Source organism: Alphaproteobacteria bacterium (assembly GCA_017308135.1).
GTDB lineage: Bacteria > Pseudomonadota > Alphaproteobacteria > CACIAM-22H2 > CACIAM-22H2 > Tagaea.
The window spans coordinates 37,430-59,899 of sequence record JAFKFM010000009.1; the positions used below are offsets into that span (position 1 = coordinate 37,430).

At 64.0% G+C, this 22,470-nt stretch carries 23 protein-coding genes; 9 read left to right on the forward strand and 14 right to left on the reverse strand.

Annotation, left to right across the window (positions count from 1 at the left end):
* Positions 1-2 precede the first annotated feature (2 nt).
* From J0H39_13330 to J0H39_13355, 6 genes are all read right to left on the reverse strand, one after another.
* Positions 3-992 carry an aldo/keto reductase gene (locus tag J0H39_13330; protein ID MBN9497731.1) on the reverse strand — a complete coding sequence of 330 codons (990 nt, stop codon included), beginning with the start codon at positions 990-992 and terminating at the stop codon, positions 3-5.
* A gap of 10 nt (positions 993-1,002) precedes the next feature.
* On the reverse strand, positions 1,003-2,757 hold the full coding sequence (locus J0H39_13335; GenBank protein MBN9497732.1) for a GMC family oxidoreductase N-terminal domain-containing protein: 1,755 nt from the start codon (positions 2,755-2,757) through the stop codon (positions 1,003-1,005).
* 100 nt (positions 2,758-2,857) lie between these two features.
* Complete coding sequence (locus J0H39_13340; GenBank protein ID MBN9497733.1) at positions 2,858-3,709, reverse strand: phytanoyl-CoA dioxygenase family protein; 852 nt, start codon at positions 3,707-3,709, stop codon at positions 2,858-2,860.
* 64 nt (positions 3,710-3,773) lie between these two features.
* Positions 3,774-4,601 carry a carbohydrate ABC transporter permease gene (locus tag J0H39_13345; protein MBN9497734.1) on the reverse strand — a complete coding sequence of 276 codons (828 nt, stop codon included), beginning with the start codon at positions 4,599-4,601 and terminating at the stop codon, positions 3,774-3,776.
* A gap of 2 nt (positions 4,602-4,603) precedes the next feature.
* Positions 4,604-5,446 (reverse strand): sugar ABC transporter permease, encoded by an 843-nt coding sequence (locus tag J0H39_13350; GenBank protein MBN9497735.1) that lies wholly within the window; start codon positions 5,444-5,446, stop codon positions 4,604-4,606.
* 98 nt (positions 5,447-5,544) lie between these two features.
* The gene (locus J0H39_13355; GenBank protein MBN9497736.1) at positions 5,545-6,894 is read right to left on the reverse strand and encodes an extracellular solute-binding protein; all 1,350 of its coding nucleotides are present in this window, start codon (positions 6,892-6,894) and stop codon (positions 5,545-5,547) included.
* Positions 6,895-7,007: 113 nt separating this feature from the next.
* On the opposite strand from J0H39_13355, the gene J0H39_13360 reads away from it, so the two are divergent.
* The 9 genes from J0H39_13360 (at position 7,008) to cysA (ending at position 15,671) form a co-directional block, all read left to right on the forward strand.
* On the forward strand, positions 7,008-7,820 hold the full coding sequence (locus tag J0H39_13360; protein ID MBN9497737.1) for an IclR family transcriptional regulator: 813 nt from the start codon (positions 7,008-7,010) through the stop codon (positions 7,818-7,820).
* Between the two features lie 17 nt (positions 7,821-7,837).
* Positions 7,838-8,803 carry a dihydrodipicolinate synthase family protein gene (locus J0H39_13365; GenBank protein MBN9497738.1) on the forward strand — a complete coding sequence of 322 codons (966 nt, stop codon included), beginning with the start codon at positions 7,838-7,840 and terminating at the stop codon, positions 8,801-8,803.
* A gap of 5 nt (positions 8,804-8,808) precedes the next feature.
* Entirely contained in the window at positions 8,809-9,648 is an 840-nt protein-coding gene (locus J0H39_13370) for a sugar phosphate isomerase/epimerase (protein ID MBN9497739.1), read from the forward strand.
* Between the two features lie 108 nt (positions 9,649-9,756).
* Positions 9,757-10,956 carry a mannonate dehydratase gene (gene uxuA, locus J0H39_13375; protein ID MBN9497740.1) on the forward strand — a complete coding sequence of 400 codons (1,200 nt, stop codon included), beginning with the start codon at positions 9,757-9,759 and terminating at the stop codon, positions 10,954-10,956.
* Positions 10,957-11,497: 541 nt separating this feature from the next.
* The gene (locus J0H39_13380) at positions 11,498-11,758 is read left to right on the forward strand and encodes a hypothetical protein (protein ID MBN9497741.1); all 261 of its coding nucleotides are present in this window, start codon (positions 11,498-11,500) and stop codon (positions 11,756-11,758) included.
* 95 nt (positions 11,759-11,853) lie between these two features.
* Complete coding sequence (locus tag J0H39_13385) at positions 11,854-12,885, forward strand: sulfate ABC transporter substrate-binding protein (GenBank protein MBN9497742.1); 1,032 nt, start codon at positions 11,854-11,856, stop codon at positions 12,883-12,885.
* Positions 12,886-12,890: 5 nt separating this feature from the next.
* Positions 12,891-13,730: a sulfate ABC transporter permease subunit CysT gene (cysT, locus tag J0H39_13390; protein MBN9497743.1), complete on the forward strand. Its 840-nt coding sequence runs from the start codon at positions 12,891-12,893 to the stop codon at positions 13,728-13,730.
* The gene (cysW, locus tag J0H39_13395) at positions 13,718-14,593 is read left to right on the forward strand and encodes a sulfate ABC transporter permease subunit CysW (protein MBN9497744.1); all 876 of its coding nucleotides are present in this window, start codon (positions 13,718-13,720) and stop codon (positions 14,591-14,593) included. Before cysT ends, cysW begins: the two co-directional genes overlap by 13 nt.
* A gap of 10 nt (positions 14,594-14,603) precedes the next feature.
* Positions 14,604-15,671, forward strand: a complete 1,068-nt coding sequence (gene cysA / locus J0H39_13400; protein ID MBN9497745.1) for a sulfate ABC transporter ATP-binding protein — start codon at positions 14,604-14,606, stop codon at positions 15,669-15,671.
* Positions 15,672-15,750: 79 nt separating this feature from the next.
* Here cysA and J0H39_13405 read toward each other — a convergent pair whose 3' ends face one another.
* The 8 genes from J0H39_13405 to J0H39_13440 form a co-directional block, all read right to left on the reverse strand.
* Entirely contained in the window at positions 15,751-15,966 is a 216-nt protein-coding gene (locus tag J0H39_13405; protein ID MBN9497746.1) for a hypothetical protein, read from the reverse strand.
* 142 nt (positions 15,967-16,108) lie between these two features.
* Complete coding sequence (gene cysC / locus J0H39_13410; protein ID MBN9497747.1) at positions 16,109-18,010, reverse strand: adenylyl-sulfate kinase; 1,902 nt, start codon at positions 18,008-18,010, stop codon at positions 16,109-16,111.
* 10 nt (positions 18,011-18,020) lie between these two features.
* A complete protein-coding gene (gene cysD / locus J0H39_13415) occupies positions 18,021-18,815 on the reverse strand; it encodes a sulfate adenylyltransferase subunit CysD (protein MBN9497748.1) in 795 nt (264 codons plus the stop codon).
* A gap of 4 nt (positions 18,816-18,819) precedes the next feature.
* Complete coding sequence (locus J0H39_13420; protein ID MBN9497749.1) at positions 18,820-19,521, reverse strand: phosphoadenylyl-sulfate reductase; 702 nt, start codon at positions 19,519-19,521, stop codon at positions 18,820-18,822.
* 74 nt (positions 19,522-19,595) lie between these two features.
* Entirely contained in the window at positions 19,596-19,775 is a 180-nt protein-coding gene (locus tag J0H39_13425) for a hypothetical protein (GenBank protein ID MBN9497750.1), read from the reverse strand.
* Between the two features lie 295 nt (positions 19,776-20,070).
* Complete coding sequence (locus J0H39_13430; GenBank protein MBN9497751.1) at positions 20,071-20,940, reverse strand: DMT family transporter; 870 nt, start codon at positions 20,938-20,940, stop codon at positions 20,071-20,073.
* Between the two features lie 10 nt (positions 20,941-20,950).
* Positions 20,951-21,316, reverse strand: a complete 366-nt coding sequence (locus J0H39_13435) for an OB-fold domain-containing protein (protein ID MBN9497752.1) — start codon at positions 21,314-21,316, stop codon at positions 20,951-20,953.
* Between the two features lie 4 nt (positions 21,317-21,320).
* The gene (locus J0H39_13440; protein MBN9497753.1) at positions 21,321-22,451 is read right to left on the reverse strand and encodes a thiolase family protein; all 1,131 of its coding nucleotides are present in this window, start codon (positions 22,449-22,451) and stop codon (positions 21,321-21,323) included.
* Positions 22,452-22,470 lie beyond the last annotated feature (19 nt).

Below are 22,470 nucleotides of genomic sequence, written 5' to 3' on the forward strand. Positions count from 1 at the left end.
TTTTATAAGCCGGTCATTTTCAATGCCGATTCCGGCAGGCGCTCGCCTTCGACGGCGATTCCCGCAAGACCAGCGTCGATTTCCTCGATGTCCTGAGGCGTCAGTACGAGCTCGGCACCACCGAGATTCTCTTCCAGCCGATGGCGTTTGGTCGTCGCCGGGATCGGCACGATCCAGGGCTTGCGCGCGAGCAACCACGCCAACGCGACCTGCGCCGGCGTGGCACCCTTGCGCACCGCGATCGCCTTGACGAACTCCACCAGCGCCATATTCGCCTTGCGGGCTTCCGGCGAGAACCGCGGGATGCTGAGGCGGAAATCGGTCGGATCGAATTTCGTATTCTCGTCGATCTTGCCGGCCAAGAACCCCGCCCCCAGCGGGCTGAAAGGCACGAAGCCGATGCCGAGCTCCTCGAGCACAGGCAGCAACTCGGCTTCCGGCTCGCGCCAGAACAGCGAATACTCGCTTTGCAGCGCCGTGACCTTCTGGACGGCATGCGCGCGACGGATCGTTTTGACGCCCGCTTCCGACAGGCCGAAATGCCCGACCTTGCCCGCAGCGATCAGATCCTTGACCGCGCCCGCGACGTCTTCGATCGGCACGTCCGGATCGACGCGATGCTGATACAGAAGATCGATGCGTTCGCGGCGCAAGCGCTTGAGGCACCCTTCCGCCGCCGCCTTGATATGTTCGGGACGGCTGTTGCAACCGTCGCCGCGCGCGCCCGTCACCGGATCGATATTGAAACCGAACTTGGTCGCGACCACGACCTTATCGCGGATCGGTGCCAGTGCCTCGCCCAGAAGATCCTCGTTGACGAAGGGGCCGTAGGATTCGGCCGTGTCGAACATCGTCACGCCGCGTTCATGCGCCAAGCGGATCAGCTTGATCATTTCCTGGCGGTCGGCGGGCGGACCGTAGCGCGTGCTCATGCTCATGCAGCCAAGCCCAAGCGCCGATACTTGAAGTGTGCCGATCGTACGGAGTTTCATGCGTAATTCCTTACTGTCCGGCGAGGATGGCATCGGAGATCTTTTCCGCAGCCATCATCGCGGGGAAGAACGTGTTCGCCGTCGGAATGACCGGGAAGATCGACGTATCGCAAACGCGCAAACCCATCACGCCCTTGACCCGGCCTTGCGGATCGACGACCGACATCGGATCGTCAGCGCGGCCCATCCGGCACGACGACGTCGCGTGCCAAACGCCCATCGTCCCTTCGCGCACGAATTCCTCCATGCATTCCGGATCGCCCATCACGTCCTTCATCGTGTATCGGTCGCGCACGAAATTGTTAATGAGGAAGTCGTGGATGGGGCCCGGCCCGTCGAGCAGCTTGGCGGCCACCTCGGTATAGATTTTGTTTTTGAGCGTGACGGCGCCGAGCTGCTGCACGCGGTCGCCCCAGATCGCGGGGAACACGTCGTCGACCACGCGGCGCATCGCCGGATGCGCGTGCGCCGCCGCCATCTTGTACATACCCTCGAGCAAGCGATCGAAGTCACGCTTGTCGGAGAGCAGATTGAACTCGACGATCGGATGCTCGCGCCAATCCGCCGAGCGCAGGCGCACCTCGCCTTTCTCGGAGTAGGATTTGTTGGCCCAGATGACCATCGTGCCGAATTGCTTGCCGACAGCGTGCCAGAAGGATTTCGTGTTGGCGACGACGCACATGTCGCCCTGGCGCGCATTCTCGATGCCCGACGTGTAACGCAGGCCGACAAGATGGTGGCGCCGCGTGAAGCCGTTCATCCGCGCGAACGGCTTGACGAACGCTGTGATCGCGACGGCTGGATGATCCATCAGCCCCTGCCCTACGCCCGGCAACGCATGCCGCACGGGGATCCCCAGGTCCCGCAACTGGCCTTCGGGTCCGATACCAGCGCGCAGCAGATGCGCCGGCGAATAGATGGCGCCGGATGAAATGATGACTTCCCGCCCCTTGAAGACGACATCCCGGCCGCCGATCCGCGCCTTGACGCCAGTGCATTTGAGCCCGTCGAACAGGAGTTCAGTGACTTGCGTCTCGGTCGACATCCGCAGATTTGGGCGCATGCGCGTGATGGGGTCGAGATAGCCCATCGGCGCCGAAACACGCATGTCGTAGATATTCGCGATCGGCAGCGGAAAATACCCGTCAACGAACTCGCCGTTCTGATCGGGCAGATATTCGTAGCCCATCTCGCGGAACGCCTCGCCCGCCGCCTTGGCGTGCTCGCTCCACAATTCGGGCATGATTCGCGTGATCGGAATCCGTCCGTCCTTGCCGTGGAGCGGGCCGTCGAAATCCATATCGCGCTCGAGCTTCTTGAAATACGGCAGAACGCCGTCCCAATTCCAACCGGTGGCGCCGCGCGACTCCCATTCGGCGTAATCGTCGGGCGAGCCGCGATTGGCCATCTGGCCGTTGATCGACGAGCCGCCGCCCAGTACGCGCGCCTGGATATAGGGCCGCGCGGGCGGCGGATTTTCCCCCGGATTGTTGTGCGAGATTGCGCGCGTGCGGACTTTCAATCCGGACCACGTGTATTTCGGGCTGAGATAGGCGCGGCCGGGATGGCTGTCGAGAATCTCCGGCGGCATATTGCCGGGCGGCGTATCGACGCCAGCCTCGCAAAGCAAAACCTTATTGGCGCTGCGGGCCGAGAGCCGATTGGCGAGCACGGTTCCCGCCGTCCCGCCACCGACGATGATGTAGTCGTAGACGGTTCCGTCGCGGTCGCCCGTCGATCCTGCAGAGTGCGCGCTGTCCGACATTCGAAGCACCAAGTTCCCTCATGTTGAGTCGTCCGGACGAATCCGGCGACGGCTCCCGGCACGACAGATGCCGGAAGCCGTCTTCGAGATCGTCGCCCGCTTAGGCCGCGTCTTTCGGGTGGCCCGTGACGAAATCGTTCTTGCCGCAGCGATCGACGCCGCGCACTAACATCAACGGCCGTAGGTGATGGGCCGCTCCCGGCGACGTACGCGCGTGCTCGGGGTCCATCGCCGCGCGATCGAAATGGCTCGTCGCTGGCATGTAGCGCATCGCAACACCCGCACGTTCGCGGTCGCTGAGATTCCGGTTGGCGCCGTGGATCGTGAACGGACTGAAGAACACGAGCTCGCCCGCCTTCATCTCCAGATCGACGGCATCTGCTTCGTTAAACTCGCTGGAAAGAAGCTGATGCTGGAAGATGACGTCCTGCTTGAATTCCTTCGAATGGCGGCCGATCTGCTTGGCGGCATGTGATTTCGGGATCATCCGCAGGCAGGCATTCTCGATCATGCTGTCGAACACCGCGATCCACACGCTGAGCGACGCCAGCGGCTTGATCGGCCAGTAAACGCCGTCGCGATGCCACGGCGTGGCCGGGCCGCCGCCCTGGCGCTTGTAGAACAAGCCGCAATCCCACAGCACCAGATCGGGGCCGATCAACTGCTCGCTCATATCCAGCAGATCGGGATGGGCGGCGATATCCAGCCATTCCTTGGTTGTTTTGATCTGCTGCACCTGATTGCCGGGGACGTGCAGACAGACCAGCGGCTGATTGACGTAATCCGGATTGTCCGCGACGGCCTTACGCGTCAGGCGCTGCATCTTAGCGACGTCTTCGGGCGAAAACTTGTATTTCGGCACGAGGTAGCCTTCGCGCTCATAGAACGCGATTTCCTCCGCCGACAAAATCGCCTTGGCACCCGTACCCGATTGCTGTTGCAACGCCGACATCTAACGATTCCTCCTCATTTGAGACGCCATTTTTCCGATCCGAGCACGCACGCCCGGCCCGGAACTATCCTTTGACCGCGCCTTCGAGCGCGCCCTTCAGGAAATACTTCTGGACGAACATGAACATGATGACGACGGGCACGGTCGCGATGGTGCCCAGCGCCATGATGTTGCCCCACCGCACATCGAACGACGTGATGAACTCCGCGATGCCCACCGTGATCGTCTTGTTTGCCGCCGATCCCGCGATGACGCTGGCGAACAGATATTCGTTCCACGACAGAACGAAGACGAAGATCGCCGTAGAGAAAAGCCCCGGCATGCACACCGGCAGGATCACCGAAACGAGCGTGCGCAGATAGGATGCCCCGTCGACCCACGCCGCCTCGTCGAGCTCGCGCGGCACGCCTTGGAAGAAGGAGCGCAGCATCCACACCGCGAAGGGAAAGCTGACGACGATATGCGCAACGATGATGCCCGCCAGAGAGTCCGTCAGCCGTAGCGCATTCAGGATCAAGTAAAGCGGCAGGAACAGCAGGATCGCGGGGAAGACGTAGCTGGCGAGCGCCGCTCCTAGGAAAAGATTCTTGCCCGGGAAATCGAAGCGCGTCGTCGCATAGGCGCTCAGAACTCCGACGATCATGCAAACGGCCGTCGTGCTGAGTCCGATGATGAGGCTGTTCATGAAATAGGTCGGCGCGTCGGAGGCCTGCCAAGTCTCGCGATACCAGTTCAGGGTCAACGTCGAGGGCAGCATCTTCGGCGGCGACGTGAACAACTCGTTCGCGGGCGTCAGCGACGCGATCACCATCCAAGTCAGCGGAAAGGCGACGAACAACACCAGCAATAGCGTCACGCCGTAATGCGTCAGAAAATCGACAACCGAACGCATCGTCACTTTCCGCCTCCCGTGCGCTTCCAAACGCCGTACAACCCCCAGCAAAAGATCAGCGTGACCGACATCGTCACCGCGATCGCCGCCGCCTGCCCGAAACGGAAGAATCCCATCGCCTCCTGATAGATCCACAGCGGCCAATGCTCGGTCGACGAGCCGGGACCGCCTTGCGTAATCAGCCACACCAGATCGAAATAGGTGACGGTCCAGAACAGCCGCAGGATCAGCAGCGTCACCGTGACCGGCACGAGATTCGGCAGGGTGACGTAAATCAGCTCCTGCCATTTATTGGCGCCGTCGATGCGCGCGGCCTCGTATTGCTCGCGCGGGATTCCCTGCATCGCGGCCCAATAGGCGATCATAACGAAGGGAAAGCTGCGCCAGACATTCGCGACGATTACGGCGATCATGGCGCCGGTCGAGTTCGCGAGGGCGGATTGGTTGTGCGCCAGCAGATCGGCCTGCTGCAGCGAATGGCTGAGAATGCCGTAGGATCCGTCGAGCAACCAGCGCGTCACCAGTGCAACCGCGATCACCGGAACCACGTAGGGCATAAGCAGGATGGAACGCACGAGCTTCATCCCCGGCAAATTCCGGTTGATGAGCAGTGCCGCGACGAATCCCAAAACGAATTGCCCGATCAGCGAGCCGACCGACCAGATCGCCGTATTGAAAAGCACCGTGCCGAAATTCGGGCTGCGGAAGACCTCGAGGTAGTTCTGGAAGCCGACGAACGTCTCGATGTCGCTCAGAACGTCGATATCGTAGAGGCTGATACGGACTGCATCGACGACGGGAAAGACGATGAAGACGGCGATGACGAAAATGCCGGGCAACGACATCAGAATTCCAAGCAGGCACTCGCGTGCCCGCAAGGAAAGTCTGACCTGCCTCTTGGCCGGCGCGGGAGTCGCGCCGGCCATTGCAGCCGTTCCAGCCATTATTGGGCGCCCGCGGAGAGCTTGCGGAACTGCTCGTCCATCGAGTCGATCGCTTCGGCGGCCGTCATCTTGCCGAGGGCCGCGTTCTGGATCGCCGCGCCGACGAATGCCGTCGCTTCGATCTGGCCGGTGACGAGATTGAGACCGGCTTCGCTGCCGTAGCGATACCAAGTGTCCATCACTTGGTTGAAGATCGTCTCCAGCTCCGGACGGAAGCGCTTCACCATCTCGTTCGACGTATAGACGGGGTGGTTGAACGCGCTGCGCGTCGCCGGAATGGCGAAGATCGGCCGCGAGTTGGTGCGCTCGGCCACGCGCTCGGGCGTGAACATGCACTTCACCAGCGCTTCCGACGCGGCGGTCTTCTCGGCCGACGCCTTGGTGACGAGGTAATAATAGCCGCCGCCCAGCGACGCCGCCGGCTTCTTGTCGGCGCTCGGCCCCGGGAACGGGAATACGCTCATATTGTCGAGCATGCCGGGGTTCTGCTCTTGCGCGATGCCGACGACCGCACCCCATTCGTTGGTCATCGCCACCTGGCCCTTGACGTAGCCGGTACGGAACTCGTTGTACGACCATTCCACGCTCGCGGGCGGCGAGGCGGCCTTGTAAAGATCGATCATGAACTGAAGCGATTCGACGGCCGTCTTCTTATGGTCGGCGAACGCGTATTTGCCGGTCTTCGGATCGAGCAGCGTGCCGCCGGCCGAGTAGAAGATCTGGAAGAAGGTCTGCGGCGCCACCTGGACGCGGGCCATCGGCACCGCGAACCCGTATTGGTCGATGCTGCCGTTGCCGTCGGTATCGACGGTGAGCTTCTTCGACGCGGCGAGAAGCTCGGCCCAGGATTTCGGCGGCTGAAGGCCGGCTTTGGCGAACAGGTCCTTTCGGTACCAAACCTCCTGGTGCAGCGCCCAATCGGGCACGGCCCAAATGTCGTTGCCCTTGCTGACCGCCGCCAAGCTCGAAGGGCGGAAATCGTCACGCCCCAGAGCGTTGATGACGCCCGTCGCCGGCGACAGCACGCCGCGCCCGTTCAGGAACGCGACGACGCCTTCGGTCGCGTTCATCACGTTCGGCACTTCGCCGCGCTGAATCGCGGTCAGCAGACGCGTGTATTGGCCATCGAGAGTCACGGACGAGAACTTGACGGTGACGCCCTTCATCCCTTCGACGCATTGATTGACGTGCTTCTGGATGACTTGCGTCTGTGACGCCGTCGTCAGAACCGTCCAAAAATCGATCTCGACCGCCTTCGCCCCGGTCGGCGCGGCCACAGCCGCGGCCGATCCCGCCAGCGCGGCCGCCGCCAAACGGCCCCTCAGAATTCCCATAAACGACGACTTCATTTTGCGTCCTCCCGCTTTCCTTCGATTTCGTTGGCTTTGAATTTCCAGCCTTGACACGAAAATGAAAACACTATCCATTACGGAAATCAAGTCCGAAATTTTGGAAACCCGCCATGGCATCAGGTCTCGTTGGAAGAGCACTCGGAATTCTCGAGCTTCTCGCGCAGGAGCCGAGCGGCATCGGCGTGCAAGCACTCGCCGAGAAAATGCAAATGCCGCTCGCCAGCATGCATCGCCTGCTGGGTGAGCTCGCACAGCACGGATACGTGCGACAGATGGCGGAAACGCAGAAATACCGGCTGACCACGAAACTGGTCTCGCTCGGTTTTCAAAGCCTGTCGGCGAGCGGCATCGTCGATCTTGCGCAGCCGATTCTCGATCGCCTGGCGCTGGCGAGCAAAGAACTGGTCCGCCTCGCGATCGTCGACGGATCGCGCCTCACTTGGATCGCCAAAGCGCAAGGTGCGGGCTCGGGACTTCGCTACGATCCCGACATGGGCCAGGAAGCGGCGCTGTTCTGCACCTCCGCCGGTCACGCATGGCTCGCGTTTCTCGAGGAAGACGAAGCGCTGCGCATCGTCGCGAGCCAAGGCTTCGGCAAGCTCAACGAATATGGCCCCAACGCGCCGCGCAGCATCTCGGCGCTGATAAAACGTCTGCGCGAAACCCGCGAACGCGGCTACGCGACCGTGTTCGACAGCGCTGCCGTCGGGACGTCGGCGATGGCCGCACCGATCAAGAATCTGCAGACCGGCGAAGTCGTCGGCACCGTCACCATCGCCGGCCCGAGCGCGCGACTCGACAAGGCGCGCATGGCCGAGCTGGTGCCGGAGGTCTTGCGCGCCGCGGGCGATCTCGCTTCGGCCTGCCAGTTCGTCGGCTACTTCCAAAGCGTGGACAAACCGCGCTCCAAAGCATCCGTCTAAACAAGAAAGGGAACTCTATGAGGACGCTCAAACGCCCGTTTTCCGGCGTGATTTCCGCTCCATTGCTGCCCATGCTGCCCGACGCGTCGATCGATTGGGTGGCGTTGCGCAGCTATATCGCTTGGATCGCCGAACAGCGTCCGACGGCGATCGCGATGAACATGGATGCGAGCGAAGTCGTGGCGCTCACCATGGATGAGCAGATCAAAGTCATCGAGGTATCGCGCGAAGCGATCAATGGCGTTTGCCCCCTGCTCTCGGGCGTGCTCGCCGGGTCCACCGCACTGGCAGTCGAAAACGGGCGCGCGCTAAAGAAAGCCGGTGCCGAAGGACTGGTCGTGTTCCCCGCGTTCCCGACTTTCTTGGGTTCGCCGTTGCCGGTCGAAATGGTCGTCGAGTTCCATCGCGGCGTGGCTGATGGCGTCGGATTGCCGATCGTCGCCTTCCAATTCCCACGCGGCTGGGGTCCCGATTTCTCGCCCGCGATGATGGACGCGATCATCAAGGTGCCGCAACTTTTCGCGATCAAAGAATCGTCGTTCGACGCGCAGATGACCATCCAGGCGGTCGAGAGTGCGGGCAAATACGCCGACCGTCCGGCGATCCTCACCGGCAGCGACACGTTCATCTTCGAAGCCTTGATGATGGGCTGCGACGGCGCGCTGATCGGCTTCGCCGGCACGGCGACGCGCGAACTCGTCGAAATGCAGCAAGCCGTCGCGACCGGCGACTATGCGCGCGGCAAGGCGATCTGGGACCGCTTGGCGCCGATCGCGCGTTATTGCTGGCGCGCACCGGTGCGCGACTTCCGTCCGCGCATGAAGGAACTCCTCAAGTTCCAAGGTTTGTTCCCGCATGCGACCGTCCGCGCCCCTCAGCTCGGCGTTTCGGAAGCGGAGAAGCTGCATATCCACGAACTGGCGATCGCCGCCGGCATGGGGCCTGTCGCCGCAGCACCGGCCCGCGAAAAGATGAAAGCGTAACCACCATGAAACTGCTGCTTCACACCATGGCGACGCCGAAACTCGATCCGATCGGCGCGATCGAGCTCGCCAAGAAACTCGGCTATGACGGCGTCGATCTTGTCACGCAGGCCAATTACCATTGCTCGCTGAGCCCGACGGCTCCGATCGAGGACGCGCGCGCCCTCGCCAAGGCGGGCGCCGATCGCGGCATGCCGATCCGCGCCCTCACGCCCTACGACAAGGCGATCAACGACCCCGACGAGACGGTCCGCGCCCGCGCAATGGCGGGCTTTACGCGCGCGATCGAACATGCGGCGGCGCTGGGGGCCGACAAGATCCGCGTTCTCGCCGGGATCGACATGCCGGACGACAAATGGGACGCCTCGCTCGATCTGCTCGTCGAGCAGATCCGTAAGCTCGCGGCCATCGGCGCCAAGCACGGCGTGGCGCTCAACATCGAGAATCACGACGGCTCGATGGCCGATACGGCCGCCCGAACGGTTCGCATCTGGCGCGCGGTCGATCGGTCGAATGTCGGCATCATCTACGATCCCGCCAATCTGATCCGCGACAAGAAGGAGGATTACCCGGAAAGCCTGCGTATGCAGGCCGACGGCATCCGGCATATCCACCTCAAGGACTACATCTTCGCGCCCGAGTATCCGAACGGCCGGCGCGCCGTGGTGCCGGGCGAAGGCGTCATTCCTTGGGTTGGGATCTATCGCGATCTTCGCGCGGCCGGCTTCACCGGCGATTCCTCGCTGGAATACGAAACCCGTTGGGTGCCGGAGCAATTGCCCGCACCCGAAATCGGCCTCGCACGCGCTCAGGAGTATCTCAGCAAATGCATGTCGGGCGTCTGAGCCCGGCATAACTGACGCAGGCCGGCGCGCGGTTCTTTCCGGAACCGCGCGCCGTTTCGTTTTATAGGGACCGCGTTCCCGATACGCGGGAAGAAAAAGGAGAGAAAAATGCGACAGACTTGGCGCTGGTTCGGCGAGAACGACCCGGTAACGCTCGAGAACATCAAACAGGCCGGTGCCGTCGGCGTCGTCTCGGCGCTCCATCACATCTATGACGGCTCGACCTGGCCGCAGCACGAGGTCGATCGCCATCGCGATACCATCAGAGCCGCGGGCCTGAGTTGGGACGTGGTCGAAAGCATTCCGGTGCGCAACGAAATCAAGATCGCAAGCGCCAAGCGATCCGAGGCGATCGGCAGCTGGAAGGATTCGATGCGCGCCGTCGCCAAGGCCGGCGTGAAGACGATTTGCTACAATTTCATGCCGGTGGTCGATTGGACCCGCACCGATTTGATGTGGGCGCTACCGAATGCCGGCTATTCGCTGCGCTTCGACGCAATCGACTTCGCCGCCTACGACATCTTTGTGCTGGAGCGGCCGAATTCCGAAGGCGACTACACGCCTGCGCGCGTCGCCGAGGCGAGAACGCGGTTCGAGTCCCTCGACGACGCGCAAATCGCGACGATCGAGAAGAACTTGATCGCCGGCCTGCCGGCGACCGAGCGCAAATTCGACCGTCCAGCGTTCAAGGAAGCGCTGCTCGACTTCACCTCGATGCCGGACGACGAGTTCCGCGCGAACCTCACATACTTCCTAAAGGAAGTGACGCCGGTCGCCGAGGATCTCGGCGTCAATCTGTGCATCCACCCCGACGATCCGCCCTACTCGCTATTCGGCATGCCGCGCGTCGTTTCGACGGCGGAGGACGCGCGTCATCTGTTGAAAGCCTACGACTCGCCGAATAACGGCCTCACCTTCTGCACGGGCTCCTACGGTGCGCGCGCCGACAACGATCTGCCGGCGATGGCGAAGGAATTCGGCGACCGCATCCATTTCACGCATCTGCGCAACGTGACGATCGAGCCGGACGGCTCGTTCCACGAGGCCGAACATCTCGACGGCGACACCGACATGGTCGCGGTGATCGACGCACTGATGGCCGAGCAGCAGAAGCGCAAGGATGCGGGCCGCGAAGACTGGCTGATCCCGATGCGCCCCGACCACGGGCATTTGATCGCCGACGATATCGGCAAGGCGCGCATCAACCCCGGCTACTCGCTGATCGGCCGGCTGAAGGGTCTCGCCGAACTGCGCGGCGTCATCCATGCGCTCGGCGCCACGAAGTACCCAACACTGGGATTGAACTGAGATCCGCGGTGGGGCGGCTTCGTGTCGAGGCCGCCCCGCAAGCGAAGCGCACCAAAAAATGCTCCATCGAATTTTCGGAACTTGGCGTACCGCTGAGGCTGTTCGGAGCCAAGATGCGGCAGACCATGAAGTCTCAACAACAGCGTGGAGCACGCCGCATCTGTGGGGAATTCCAGCGGATGCATCTGCGTTTGAGAACGAGCACGTAATCCGGCGCTTCGCCGCTCAACAAGACTTTGACTAGAAGACCGTGCTCGATCTGAGCGTCTCCGCCGCTCTCAAAAGCGCCGACTTCGGCCACTCGACCGTGAAGGTCCGGATGGTGGGCGCTACAGGGATTGAACCCGTGACCCCTACTATGTCAACGTACGCGGACAGCGTGTGAAATCAATCGGTTAGGAATGGGGTTTCCCGCAGGTCGCGCGGCGAGCTGCGGGAAATCCGAATCGCGACGGATGTATCGCACGGCGCAGAAGCAAGGCGCTTTGTCATTCGAGAGCGATATCCCGCAACGCGCAGCGATAGGACCGACGTCGCGGCTGTGATCGTCGCCGCACGCAACGTTTCTCAATATTCGATCAGAAAGATTGAGTGGCGCGACGCCGATTTCTCGCGCGAAAACCGTCGCGCGCCGGATGGATGGCGGCGCGACCCGGACGGCTCCCCGTCCGGCTTCCTCCCCAACTTGGGCCGCGCGTCCCTCGCGCGGCCTTTTCTTTTGCGGCCGGCATCGCCGCCGTTTCGAAAATTTGAATCGCGGCTTCGTTTTTCTAAATCCGTCGCCATCCGCCCTCGGGCTTAAACTTTCCCGCATCTCCGGCGAGAACTTCTAAATGGCGGCCGAAACGGCGCAACGCCAGTTTGGCCCCAACGTCATCCGACGTGAAGGAGCCCGAAATGACCCTCGCATCCCTCTCCCGCCGTTCCGCCCTCGCGCTCGGCGCCAGCGCCATCGCCGCCGGTTTCCTGCCGCGCGGCGTCGCCGCGCAGGCGCCGACGACGCTGACGAACGTATCCTATGATCCGACGCGCGAGCTCTATCGCGAGTACAACGCGAACTTCGTCAAGCTCTGGCAATCGCGCGGCAACCCGGCAATCCGCATCAACACCTCGCATGGCGGCTCGGGCACGCAAGCCCGCACCGTGATCGACGGACTCGATGCGGATGTCGTGACGCTGGCGCTCGCCTACGATATCGACGCGATCGCGGAACGCGGCATCCTGCGCAAGGACTGGCAAGCGCAATTCCCGCAAAATTCGTCGCCCTACACCTCAACGATCGTGTTCGTCGTGCGCAAGGGCAATCCGAAGAACATCAAAGACTGGAACGATCTCGTGAAGGCGGGCGTCCAGGTCGTCACGCCGAACCCGAAGACGTCGGGCGGGGCACGCTGGAACTATCTCGCGGGCTGGGGTTACGCGTTGCGCCAGCCGGGCGGCAACGAGAACGCCGCGCGCGAGTACATCCGCGCCCTCTACCGCAACGTGCCCGTGCTCGACACGGGCGCCCGCGGATCGACGACGACGTTCGGCCAGCGCGGCGTGGGCGATGTGTTCCTGTCGTGGGAGAACGAAGCCTTCCTGATTCTGAAGGAATTGGGCGAGGACAAGTTCGACATCGTCGTGCCGTCGGTATCGATCCTGGCCGAGCCGCCCGTCGCGATCGTCGACAAGAACGTCGACCGCAAGGGCAGCCGCGCGCTCGCCAAGGCCTATCTGGAGCATCTCTACTCGCCGGAGGGCCAGGAACTGGCGGCCAAGCATTTCTATCGTCCGCGCGACGCGGCGCTGCTCGCGAAGAACGAAAACGTCTTCAAGAAAGTGCCGCTGTTCACGATCGACGAAGTGTTCGGCGGCTGGTCGAAAGCCCAGCCGACGCATTTCGGCGACGGCGGCACGTTCGACCAACTCTACAAGCCGGCCGGCTGAACGCGATGAGCACGATCAGCGCTTCTTTTCGGCGGCCGTCGATCCTGCCAGGCTTCAATCTGGCCTTCGGCTTCGCGGTCACCTATCTGAGCCTGATCGTGCTCATCCCCCTCGCCGGGCTCGTCATCAAGCCCATCGAACTCGGCTGGGATGGGTTCTGGCGCGTGGTTCTGGACGCGCGCGTCTGGGCGTCGCTGCGGTTGAGCTTCGGCGCCGCCTTCATCGCGGCGACCGTCAACGCCGTGTTCGGGACGATCCTCGCCTGGGTGCTCGTTCGTTACGACTTCCCTTTCCGTCGCCTGCTCGACGGCATCGTCGATCTGCCGTTCGCGCTGCCGACGGCCGTCGCCGGTATCGCATTGACCGCGATCTACGCGCAGAACGGCTGGATCGGTTCGTGGTTCGCGCCCGCCGGAATCCGCATCGCCTTCACGCCGGTCGGCGTCGTCATCGCCCTCATCTTCATCGGCCTGCCTTTCGTGGTGCGGACGATCCAGCCGGTCCTGCAGGATCTCGAGCCCGATATCGAGGAAGCCGCCGCGACGCTGGGCGCGGATCGCTGGCAAACGATTCGCCGGGTGATTCTTCCCGCGCTGCTTCCAGCGATCCTCACCGGCTACGCGCTCGCCTTCGCCCGCGCGGTCGGCGAATACGGCTCGGTCATCTTCATCGCCGGCAACCAGCCGATGGTATCCGAGATCGCCCCGCTGCTGATCGTCGTGAAGCTCGAGCAATTCGACTACGCCGGGGCGGCGACGATCGGCGTCATGATGCTGATCTTCTCGTTCTTCGCGCTGCTCGGCATCAATTTGCTGCAAGCTTGGAGCCGCAAATGGGCGCGTTGAGCCTGAGCGCCGGCACGGCGCGCGCGCGCCGCGCGACGACCGAAGCCCCGGTTATCCGCATCGTGCTGATCGCGATCGGTCTTGCCTTTCTGGCCGCGTTCATCGTGCTGCCGCTCTTCGCGGTGCTGAGCGAAGCGTTGCGCAAAGGCTGGGCGGTCTATCTCGACAACATCGTCGAGGAGGACGCGTGGCTCGCGATCAAACTGACGCTGCTGGTCGCGGCGATCGCAGTACCACTCAACCTCGTCTTCGGCTTGGCGGCCGCCTGGGCGATCGCCAAGTTCGAATTCAAGGGCAAGAGCTTTTTGATCACGCTGATCGATCTGCCCTTCTCGGTGTCGCCGGTCATCTCGGGCCTCGTCTACATGCTGCTGTTCGGCGCGCAGGGCTATTTCGGGCCCTGGCTGCGCGAACACGATATCCAACTCGTGTTCTCCGTCACCGGCTTGGTGCTGGCGACGCTGTTCGTCACCTTCCCCTTCGTCGCGCGCGAATTGATCCCGCTGATGCAGGATCAAGGTGTGTCCGAGGAGGAAGCCGCGCTGTCGCTCGGCGCCTCGGGCTGGCAGACCTTCTTGCGCGTGACGCTGCCGAATATCCGTTGGGCGTTACTCTACGGCGTATTGCTGTCCAACGCGCGCGCGATGGGCGAGTTCGGCGCCGTCTCGGTCGTCTCGGGCCGCATCCGGGGCGAGACGACGACGATGCCGTTGCATATCGAGATTCTCTACAACGAATACAATTTCGTCGGCGCATTCGCCGTCGCCTCGCTGCTGGCGCTGCTCGCCCTCGTGACGCTGGGCGCCAAATCCTATCTCGAATGGCGGCATGCCGACGATCTCGCCGCCGCGCATCGTCATTGAGGTCTCCCCCATGTCCGTCAATCTTCGTGGCATCGAAAAATCCTTCGGCGCTTTCCGCGCCCTCGACGGCGTGTCGCTCGACATCGAGCCGGGCGAATTCCTGGCGCTGCTCGGGCCCTCGGGTTCGGGCAAGACGACTTTGCTGCGCATCGTCGCCGGCCTCGATTTTCCCGACGCCGGCAATGTGGCGATCGACGGCATCGACGCGACCGATCTGCCGGCCGGCGAGCGCAAGGCCGGCTTCGTGTTCCAGAACTACGCGTTGTTCCGTCATTTAACGGTCGCGAAGAACATCGCCTTCGGCCTGGAAGTGCGCCCGCGCGCCGCGCGCCCATCGCCCGATGCGATCGCCGCGCGCGTGCAGGAGTTGCTGACCCGCGTCGGCCTCAAAGATCTCGGCGGCCGCTATCCCACGCAACTTTCCGGCGGCCAGCGCCAGCGCGTGGCGCTCGCCCGCGCCCTGGCCGTCGAGCCGCGTCTGCTGCTGCTCGACGAACCCTTCGGCGCGCTGGACGCGCGCGTGCGTAAGGAACTGCGCCGCTGGCTGCGCGCTTTGCACGCCGAACTCGGCCTCACCTCCATCCTGGTCACGCACGACCAGGAGGAAGCGTTCGAGCTCGCCGACCGCGTCGCCGTCGTCGATCGCGGCAAGATCGTGCAGGTCGGGACGCCGCAAGCGATCTACGACGATCCCGCCACGCCCTTCGTGCATGAGTTCCTGGGCGAAGCGAATCGCTTCGCGGGCACCGTCGCGGCGGGCCGCTTGACGATTCCGGCCTTGCGCTTGGAGATCCGCGCCCCCGCCCATCTGCCCGATGGGCCCGCACTCGCCTATATCCGTCACACCGATTTGTTGCCGATCGCGAGCAACGAAGCCGAAGGACAGCGCTTGACCGGGATCGTGCGCGACGTGGTCGCCAGCGGACCGACGGTCGGGGTGGTCGTCCAGGTGCCCGGTGCGGGCGCCACGCTGGTGGCCGAGTTCGATCGGCATGCCGCCGACGACAAGGCGCTGACGGTCGGTCACGAGCTTGCGCTGTCGGCCCGCCGCTTGCGCGCCTATCCCGACGCTGCCTAGACCGTCGGAATATCCGAAAGCGAAACGGCCGGACCCCGCGAAGGGCCCGGCCGTCTTTACCGGTATTCGGCGCGCCTATTCAGGCAGCGCAACAAAGCCCCGCCCCGACGCGATCCGCGAAGCCGAGGCCCAGGCGCGCACGCGCCGCCTCGACCGTGCGCAGAATCGTCTGACGCGTCACGCCGTCGCGCCGCATCACGGCATGCGTGACGGGATCGTCGAGCAAATCGGCGATCGCGGGTTCCGGATCGTCCAGGCGGACGCGCCGATGGGGAAAAACGGTCATTTTCGACATGGGTTGACCTTTCTTAGCGTTTGGTGACGCGGCGCAAGCGGGTCGCAAATTGCCGCGGTCGAACGAAGGCCCGACGCGACGATTGAACGCCGCGCCGGGCCCGCCGACAAGTGAGCAATTCTATTTCGCGCGTGAAACGCGCCTAACGGGCGCGGGCGGCGTGGGTTTCGACGAAGTCCACCAAACGATCGACCGCTTCAGCCGGCGACAACGCGACCGTATCGAGGGCGAAATCGGGCGACGCGGGATCCTCGTAAGGCGCCGATACGCCCGTGAAGCCGCCGATTTTCCCGGCGTCGGCGCGCGCGTAGAGGCCCTTGGGATCGCGCTGGCGGCACGCATCGATATCCGCCTGGATATGGATCTCGTGGAAATCGTCGCCCACCACCTTGCGCGCCAAATCGCGATGGGTGCGCAACGGCGAGATCAACGCCACAATCACGAGGAAGCCGCTTTGCGCGAACAACCGCGCCACATGCGCCGTGCGGCGCACGTTTTCGTCGCGGTCCTCGGGCGCGAAGCCGAGATCGGCATTGAGACCGTTGCGCAGATCGTCGCCGTCGAGAATACGGACCTGACGACCGCGTTCGAACAGACGGCGCGCCGCCGCCTGCGCCAGCGTCGATTTGCCCGCCCCCGACAGACCGGTGAGCCAAAACACGCCCGCACGATGGCCGTTGGCGCGATGACGCGCCGCCGCATCGATCGGATCGTCGGTCGGGAAAATCAATTTTTCGGAGGCCGCGATCACCGCATCCGTCGCGCGCTCGACGACGAAACCGCCGACGACGCGGCCGTTCTCCACCACGATCCCGCGCCCCGTCGCCGGCAACTCGGCGAAACTATCCGCCGCGATCGGCGCGACGAGTTTCAGATCGACGCTGGCGAGACCGTTGCGGCCCAGCGTGCCGGGCTTCGCCGTTCCGTGCCCGGGCTCGATCACTTGGCCGATCCGCTCGATCTTCGCTTCTCGCTGCCCGGTGCCTAAAGCCACGCGCAGCACTTTGCCGGGTGCCAGCGCTTCGGCACCAAGCCACAACAGTCGTACGCGCAGAACATCGCCCGCGTCACGCGACGTATCGGGCGTGGTGATCCAAGAACCGCGTTCGGCGAACACTTCGGTGTCGAAGGCGATCGCGACACTCTCGCCCGCCTCCGCGCGCGTGCGCGGCGTCGTCCGGTTCCAATCGTGAAACTCGGCGACACGCGCCAGGCGCCCGCCCGGCACGATCCGTATCCCGTCGCCGACAGCCAAACGGCCGCTTTCGATGCGCCCGACCACGAAGCGCTTGTCGCCCCGGCGATAGACGTCCTGCACGGGCAAGCGCAACGGTCCGTCGGACAAGGGCTTGGGCGCGTCGAACCCATCGAGCACATCGAGCAGCGTGGCGCCGCGATACCAGGGCATCGCGGCGCTGCGTGTGGCGATATTGTCGCCGGTGCGCGCGGCGATCGGCACGATCGCGGCGACGGCGCCGCCCAGCGCGTCGAACAAAGCCCCGATCTCGCGCACCAGTTCGCCGAAGCGGCTTTGCGCGAAATCGACCAGATCCATCTTGTTGACCGCGACGACGACGCGCTTCAGGCCCAGCAGATCGAGGATCGCGGCGTGGCGGCGCGTCTGCTCGCCGATACCCTGCTTGGCGTCGACGACCAGCACGGCGGCGGCGGCGGCCGAAGCGCCCGTCGCCATGTTGCGCACGAATTCGGCGTGGCCCGGCGCGTCGATGGCGCGATAGGTGCGCCGGCGCGTGCGGAACCAAACTTGCGTCGTGTCGACGGTGATGCCCTGATCGCGTTCGATCTGCAGCGCGTCGAGCGCGAAGGACCATTCGTTCTCCAACCCGCGCTTGGCCGAGATGGCACGCAGCTCCGCCAGCTTGCCGTCGGGCAGCGAGTCCGTGTCGTGGAGAATGCGGCCAAGCAATGTCGATTTGCCGTGATCGACATGGCCGACGAACACAATCGGCAACGGCGCCTCGCCATTGGCGTTGGCGGGGATCGCATCGGGAAGACGGGCGGCTTGCGCCAGAACAGCGGTCATCGGGACGATCTCACATATAGCCGGTGGCGCGCAGACGCTCGAACGCGTCTTCGGAGTCGTGGTCCATCGCGCGGCCGGCGCGTTCGGGGGCCCGCGTCGCGGCGAGTTCGGCCAGGATCGACGGAATATCGGCGGCGTCGCTGTCGATCGGGAAAGTGATCCCGATTTCGCCCAGCGAGCGATAGCGCTTGCCGTTCTTGGCGAAATAAAGCGGCACGACCGGAATGCTTTCGCGCTGGATGTAGCGCCACACGTCAATCTCCGTCCAGCGCAACAACGGATGGACGCGCACATGCCCGTCTTGCGGCGGTGCCGGGTGATAGCTGTCCCAGAATTCCGGCGGCTGATCGCGGAAATCCCAAGCGCCATCGGCGCCGCGCGGACTGAACACGCGTTCCTTGGCGCGCGTCGCCTGTTCGTCGCGCCGGATCCCGGCGATGACGCCTTTAAAGCCGTGGCGCGTCAGCGCCTGGCGCAGGCCGAGGCTCTTGCGCGCCGCCAAGCGCGAATTGGGCGGCAGATTGGGATCGACCTCCTCGATCGGCGGGCAAGCGTCGTCGATGAGTTTGAGGCCCCATTCCTTGGCATAGCGCTCGCGGAACGCATAAGTCTCGGGAAACTCGAGCCCGGTGTCGAGATGCGCGACCGGGAACGGCACCTCGCCCAGGAAGGCTTTGCGCGCGAGCCAGATCATCGCGTTCGAATCCTTGCCCAACGACCACAGCATGACGAGCGGCCGCAGCGACGCGTAGGCTTCGCGCAGAATATGGATAGAGTCGGCTTCGAGGCGGTCGAGATCGTCCATGATGTCAGGCCGTTTCCTTGGGTCGCGCGGAACCATGGATTCCGCATTCGGTTTTGGCGGTGCCCCGCCAGCGCCCGGCGCGCGAGTCTTCGCCCGGCGCCACGCGTTCGGTGCAGGTGAAGCAGCCGATCGACACGAACCCGTCCGCGACCAGCGGATGGCGCGGCAGATCGTAGCGATCGAGATAGGCGTCGATTTCGGCGGGGCCCCAATCGGCCAGCGGATTGAGCTTGATCCGGGCGCCGTCTTGTTCGACGACGCCGAGTTCCGAGCGTGTCCCGCCATGATGGCGCTTGCGGCCGTTGATCCAAGCATCGAACCCGTCCAAGGCCGCCGCGAAGGGCGCGACCTTTCGCACGGCGCAGCAACGGTCGGGATCGTCGCGGAACAGGAAGCCGTCGGGATCGGCCGCGCGCACGGCGGCGGGGTCGGCGCGCAAACTCCGCACATCGCGCAAGCCCAAACGCGCGGTCAGCTCGTCGCGCAAGCGCAGCGTTTCGCCAAACAGCTTGCCGGTATCGACGAACAGGACCGGCGTGGCCGGATCGGCCGCGGCGACCATGTGCAAAAGGACGGCCGATTCCGCGCCGAAGGACGTCGCCAATGCGATCCGTCCTTTGAAGATATCGCGCACGCCCAGCGCGACGATATCCGCCGCCGCCAAGCCCTCGAAGCGCCGCGTCAGTTCCGTGAAATCACCGGCCATAGCCGACCGGTTTTGCGGTGCGGCCCGCGCGGGCGCATCTCAATTATACTGACGCGCCACGCAGAAAATTCGAATCACCAGCCGGCGAGATTGCCGAGGAAGTTGCGTGCGCCGTCTTGCACGCGGCGCCAAAGCTGCGGCGCAGCGCGCGTTTCGCCGGGGCCGGAGGCCGCCGCACCCGATTCATGGGAAGCGGCGGGGGCGCGATAGGTCGCGTGGGCCGGATCGCGCGTGATGGGATGCTCGCTTTGCATAGGAGATACGCTACGCGCACACTCGCAACATGCCCAAGTTAGAATTTTTTCGCGCGCGACGAAAAAGTCTCGCCATGTCCAGCAGAGACAACCGATTGTCGCCACGGGTCTGGCGACAACCTCATGGCTGGGTAGCCTGACGGCAACCATTCCGATTTTCAGGAGGTCCGGATGGTAGGCGCGACAGGGATTGAATCCCGCGACCCCGACCCTGTCAACGCAAGCGGACATTACGTGAATTCAATTGGTTAAAGATGGGGTTTCCGGGAGATCGCGCGGCGAGTTGCGGGAAACGTCAACGCCGCGCGCGTTGCATCCAGATCGCCGCGATGCTGGCTGCGGCGATCGTCGCCCCACCCAGGATCGACCAGAAATCTGGCATCTCGCCCCAGACGATGAAGGATGCGACGATCGCGAAGGGCAACGCAGTGTAGCGGAACGGAGCGACCACCGAGATATCCGCCCGGCGATAGGCGACCACGCCCAGCAGATTTGCGCCCGCCACCAATACGCCAGCGGCGAGAAACATGCCCGCCTCGTGCGCTGCGGGCAGGCGCCACCGTGCTTCGAACGGCATCAGCGCGAATCCCAGCAACGTCACAGTCGTGGCGGTCACCATCGTGATCAGGATCGTCGGCGTCGCTGGATCGATCTTGCGGGTGACGAGATCGCGCACCGCGATCATTGACGCCGAGGCGAGCGCGTAGACCGCACCGATATTCACCTGCTCGAAGGTCGGTCGCACGACCATCGCCACACCGCCGAAGCCGATCAGCAGAATGGCCCAGCGCGCCGCCCCCACACGCTCGAATCCGATGCCTGCGACCAGGGCCGCCGACAGCAGCGAGGACGACAGGAACACCGCCGTCACGTCCGCGAAGATCATATGCGGCAGCGCCATCACGAACAGCACGACCATCACCGCCTCGCACAGCGCACGCAGCAGCACGAAAGGCTGAAATGCCAGGCGCAGAAGGGGTGCGGGTACGAGGATAGCGGTCGCAGTGCCGATCAACGCCATCACGACGAGCCCGCGCGTCGCCAGCACCTCCCCCGTCGGGAAGATGAAGGTAACTGCGCGGATGAACATGTCGCTGCTGGTGACGACAGCGGCCGACAGCAGCATCGCCAGGACGCCGCGCCGGTTATCGGCCGCCGACGCCACGATGCCGCCTTTACGCGCGCTTGCGGCCGTAGGGGAACAGCCGGCCGCCGATCTCCTTGAAGTCGATCGCGACCTTGTCGCCCACGTCCACATCGGCTTCGGCGTGGCTCATGATGCGGAACCCTTCCGCGAGATCGACGAGCAACAGGCGATACGGCACCAGCGATTCGAATTCCTTCGACGGGGCGCGATAAACCGTCGTGGCGCCGCTGACGGTGCCCTCGGGCTTCGCTTCGTGCCAGTCGAGCTTCTTCGAGCCGCAGCCATGGCAGATCGGGCGCGGATAGCTCTGCACGTTTCCGCATTCGGCGCATTTTTGGTACGGCACCTTGCGGTTCGCGTACCCATCCCAGAATCGTTCGGCAACGGTGCTCATGGGGCTATTCCTGCTTGAGAACGAGGCTGACCTGCGACGAGAAGATGCCGCCTTCGCCATGGACGAGGCCAGTCTTCGGCTGGCCGATCTGGCGCTCACCCGCCCGTCCGGCCATCTGCAGATAGACTTCGATGATATGGGCAAGGCCACCCGCGACGCCCGAATGGCCGAACGACATCAACCCGCCATGGGTGTTGATCGGCAGGCGGCCGGTGGGTGCGAACTCGCCCGCCCGGAAGGCGCGCGCCGCGTCGCCGCGCTTGGCGAGGCCCAGCTCCTCGACGAAGCCGAGCAGCGTGATCGTGAACGAATCGTAGATGCCCGCGATCTCGATCTTCTCGCGCGTCGTCTTGGCTTCGGCCAACGCCGCGTCCAGCGCCTTGGCGGAATCGTAGCTGGCGAGGTCGGGGGCCGCGATCACATGCTGGTAGGGATGCGTCTGCGCCGAGCCCGCGATGCGCACGGGCTTACCTTGGCCTGGTTCCTTGCTGAGCACGACGGCGCAGCCGCCGTCGGAGATCAGGCAGCAATCGAGCAGCTTCAAGGGCGAGGCGATCTTGCGCGAGTTCATCACGTCGTCGACCGTGATCGGCTTGCGCTGATGCGCCAGCGGATGGCGCGCCGCGTTGGCGCGCATCTGCACGGCGAGTTCGGCGAGGTCGCGCTCGGTGATGCCGTAGCGCTTCATATAGGCCGACGCCATGAAGCCGTAATAGGCCGGGATGGTCAGGCCGAACGGATCCTCGTAATCGGGATGGCCGCAGCTGGCGATCGTCTTCAGCGTGTGATCGTTCTTGCCGTTGAGGCGGTTTTCGCCCGCCAGAACCAGCAGGTTCTTGCACTGGCCCGCATCGACCAGGCGGTTGGCGAGCATGATCATCGCCGAACCGGTCGCCCCGCCCACCGACACCCCATGGCAATAGGTCGGCTTGATGCCGAAATACTCGGCGAACAGGCTCGCGATCATGATATGCGGCAGCTGGTGGCTATAGCCGCAGATCACCCCGTCGATATCCTCGCGTTTCAGACCGGCGTCCTTCAACGCCGCTTCGGCCGCCGCCGCCTGAAGGCTTTGCGTATCCTCGCCTTCCAGCCGGCCGAACGCGGTCAGCCCCACACCCCGGATATGCGCCATGGAAACTCCATTCCGTCGA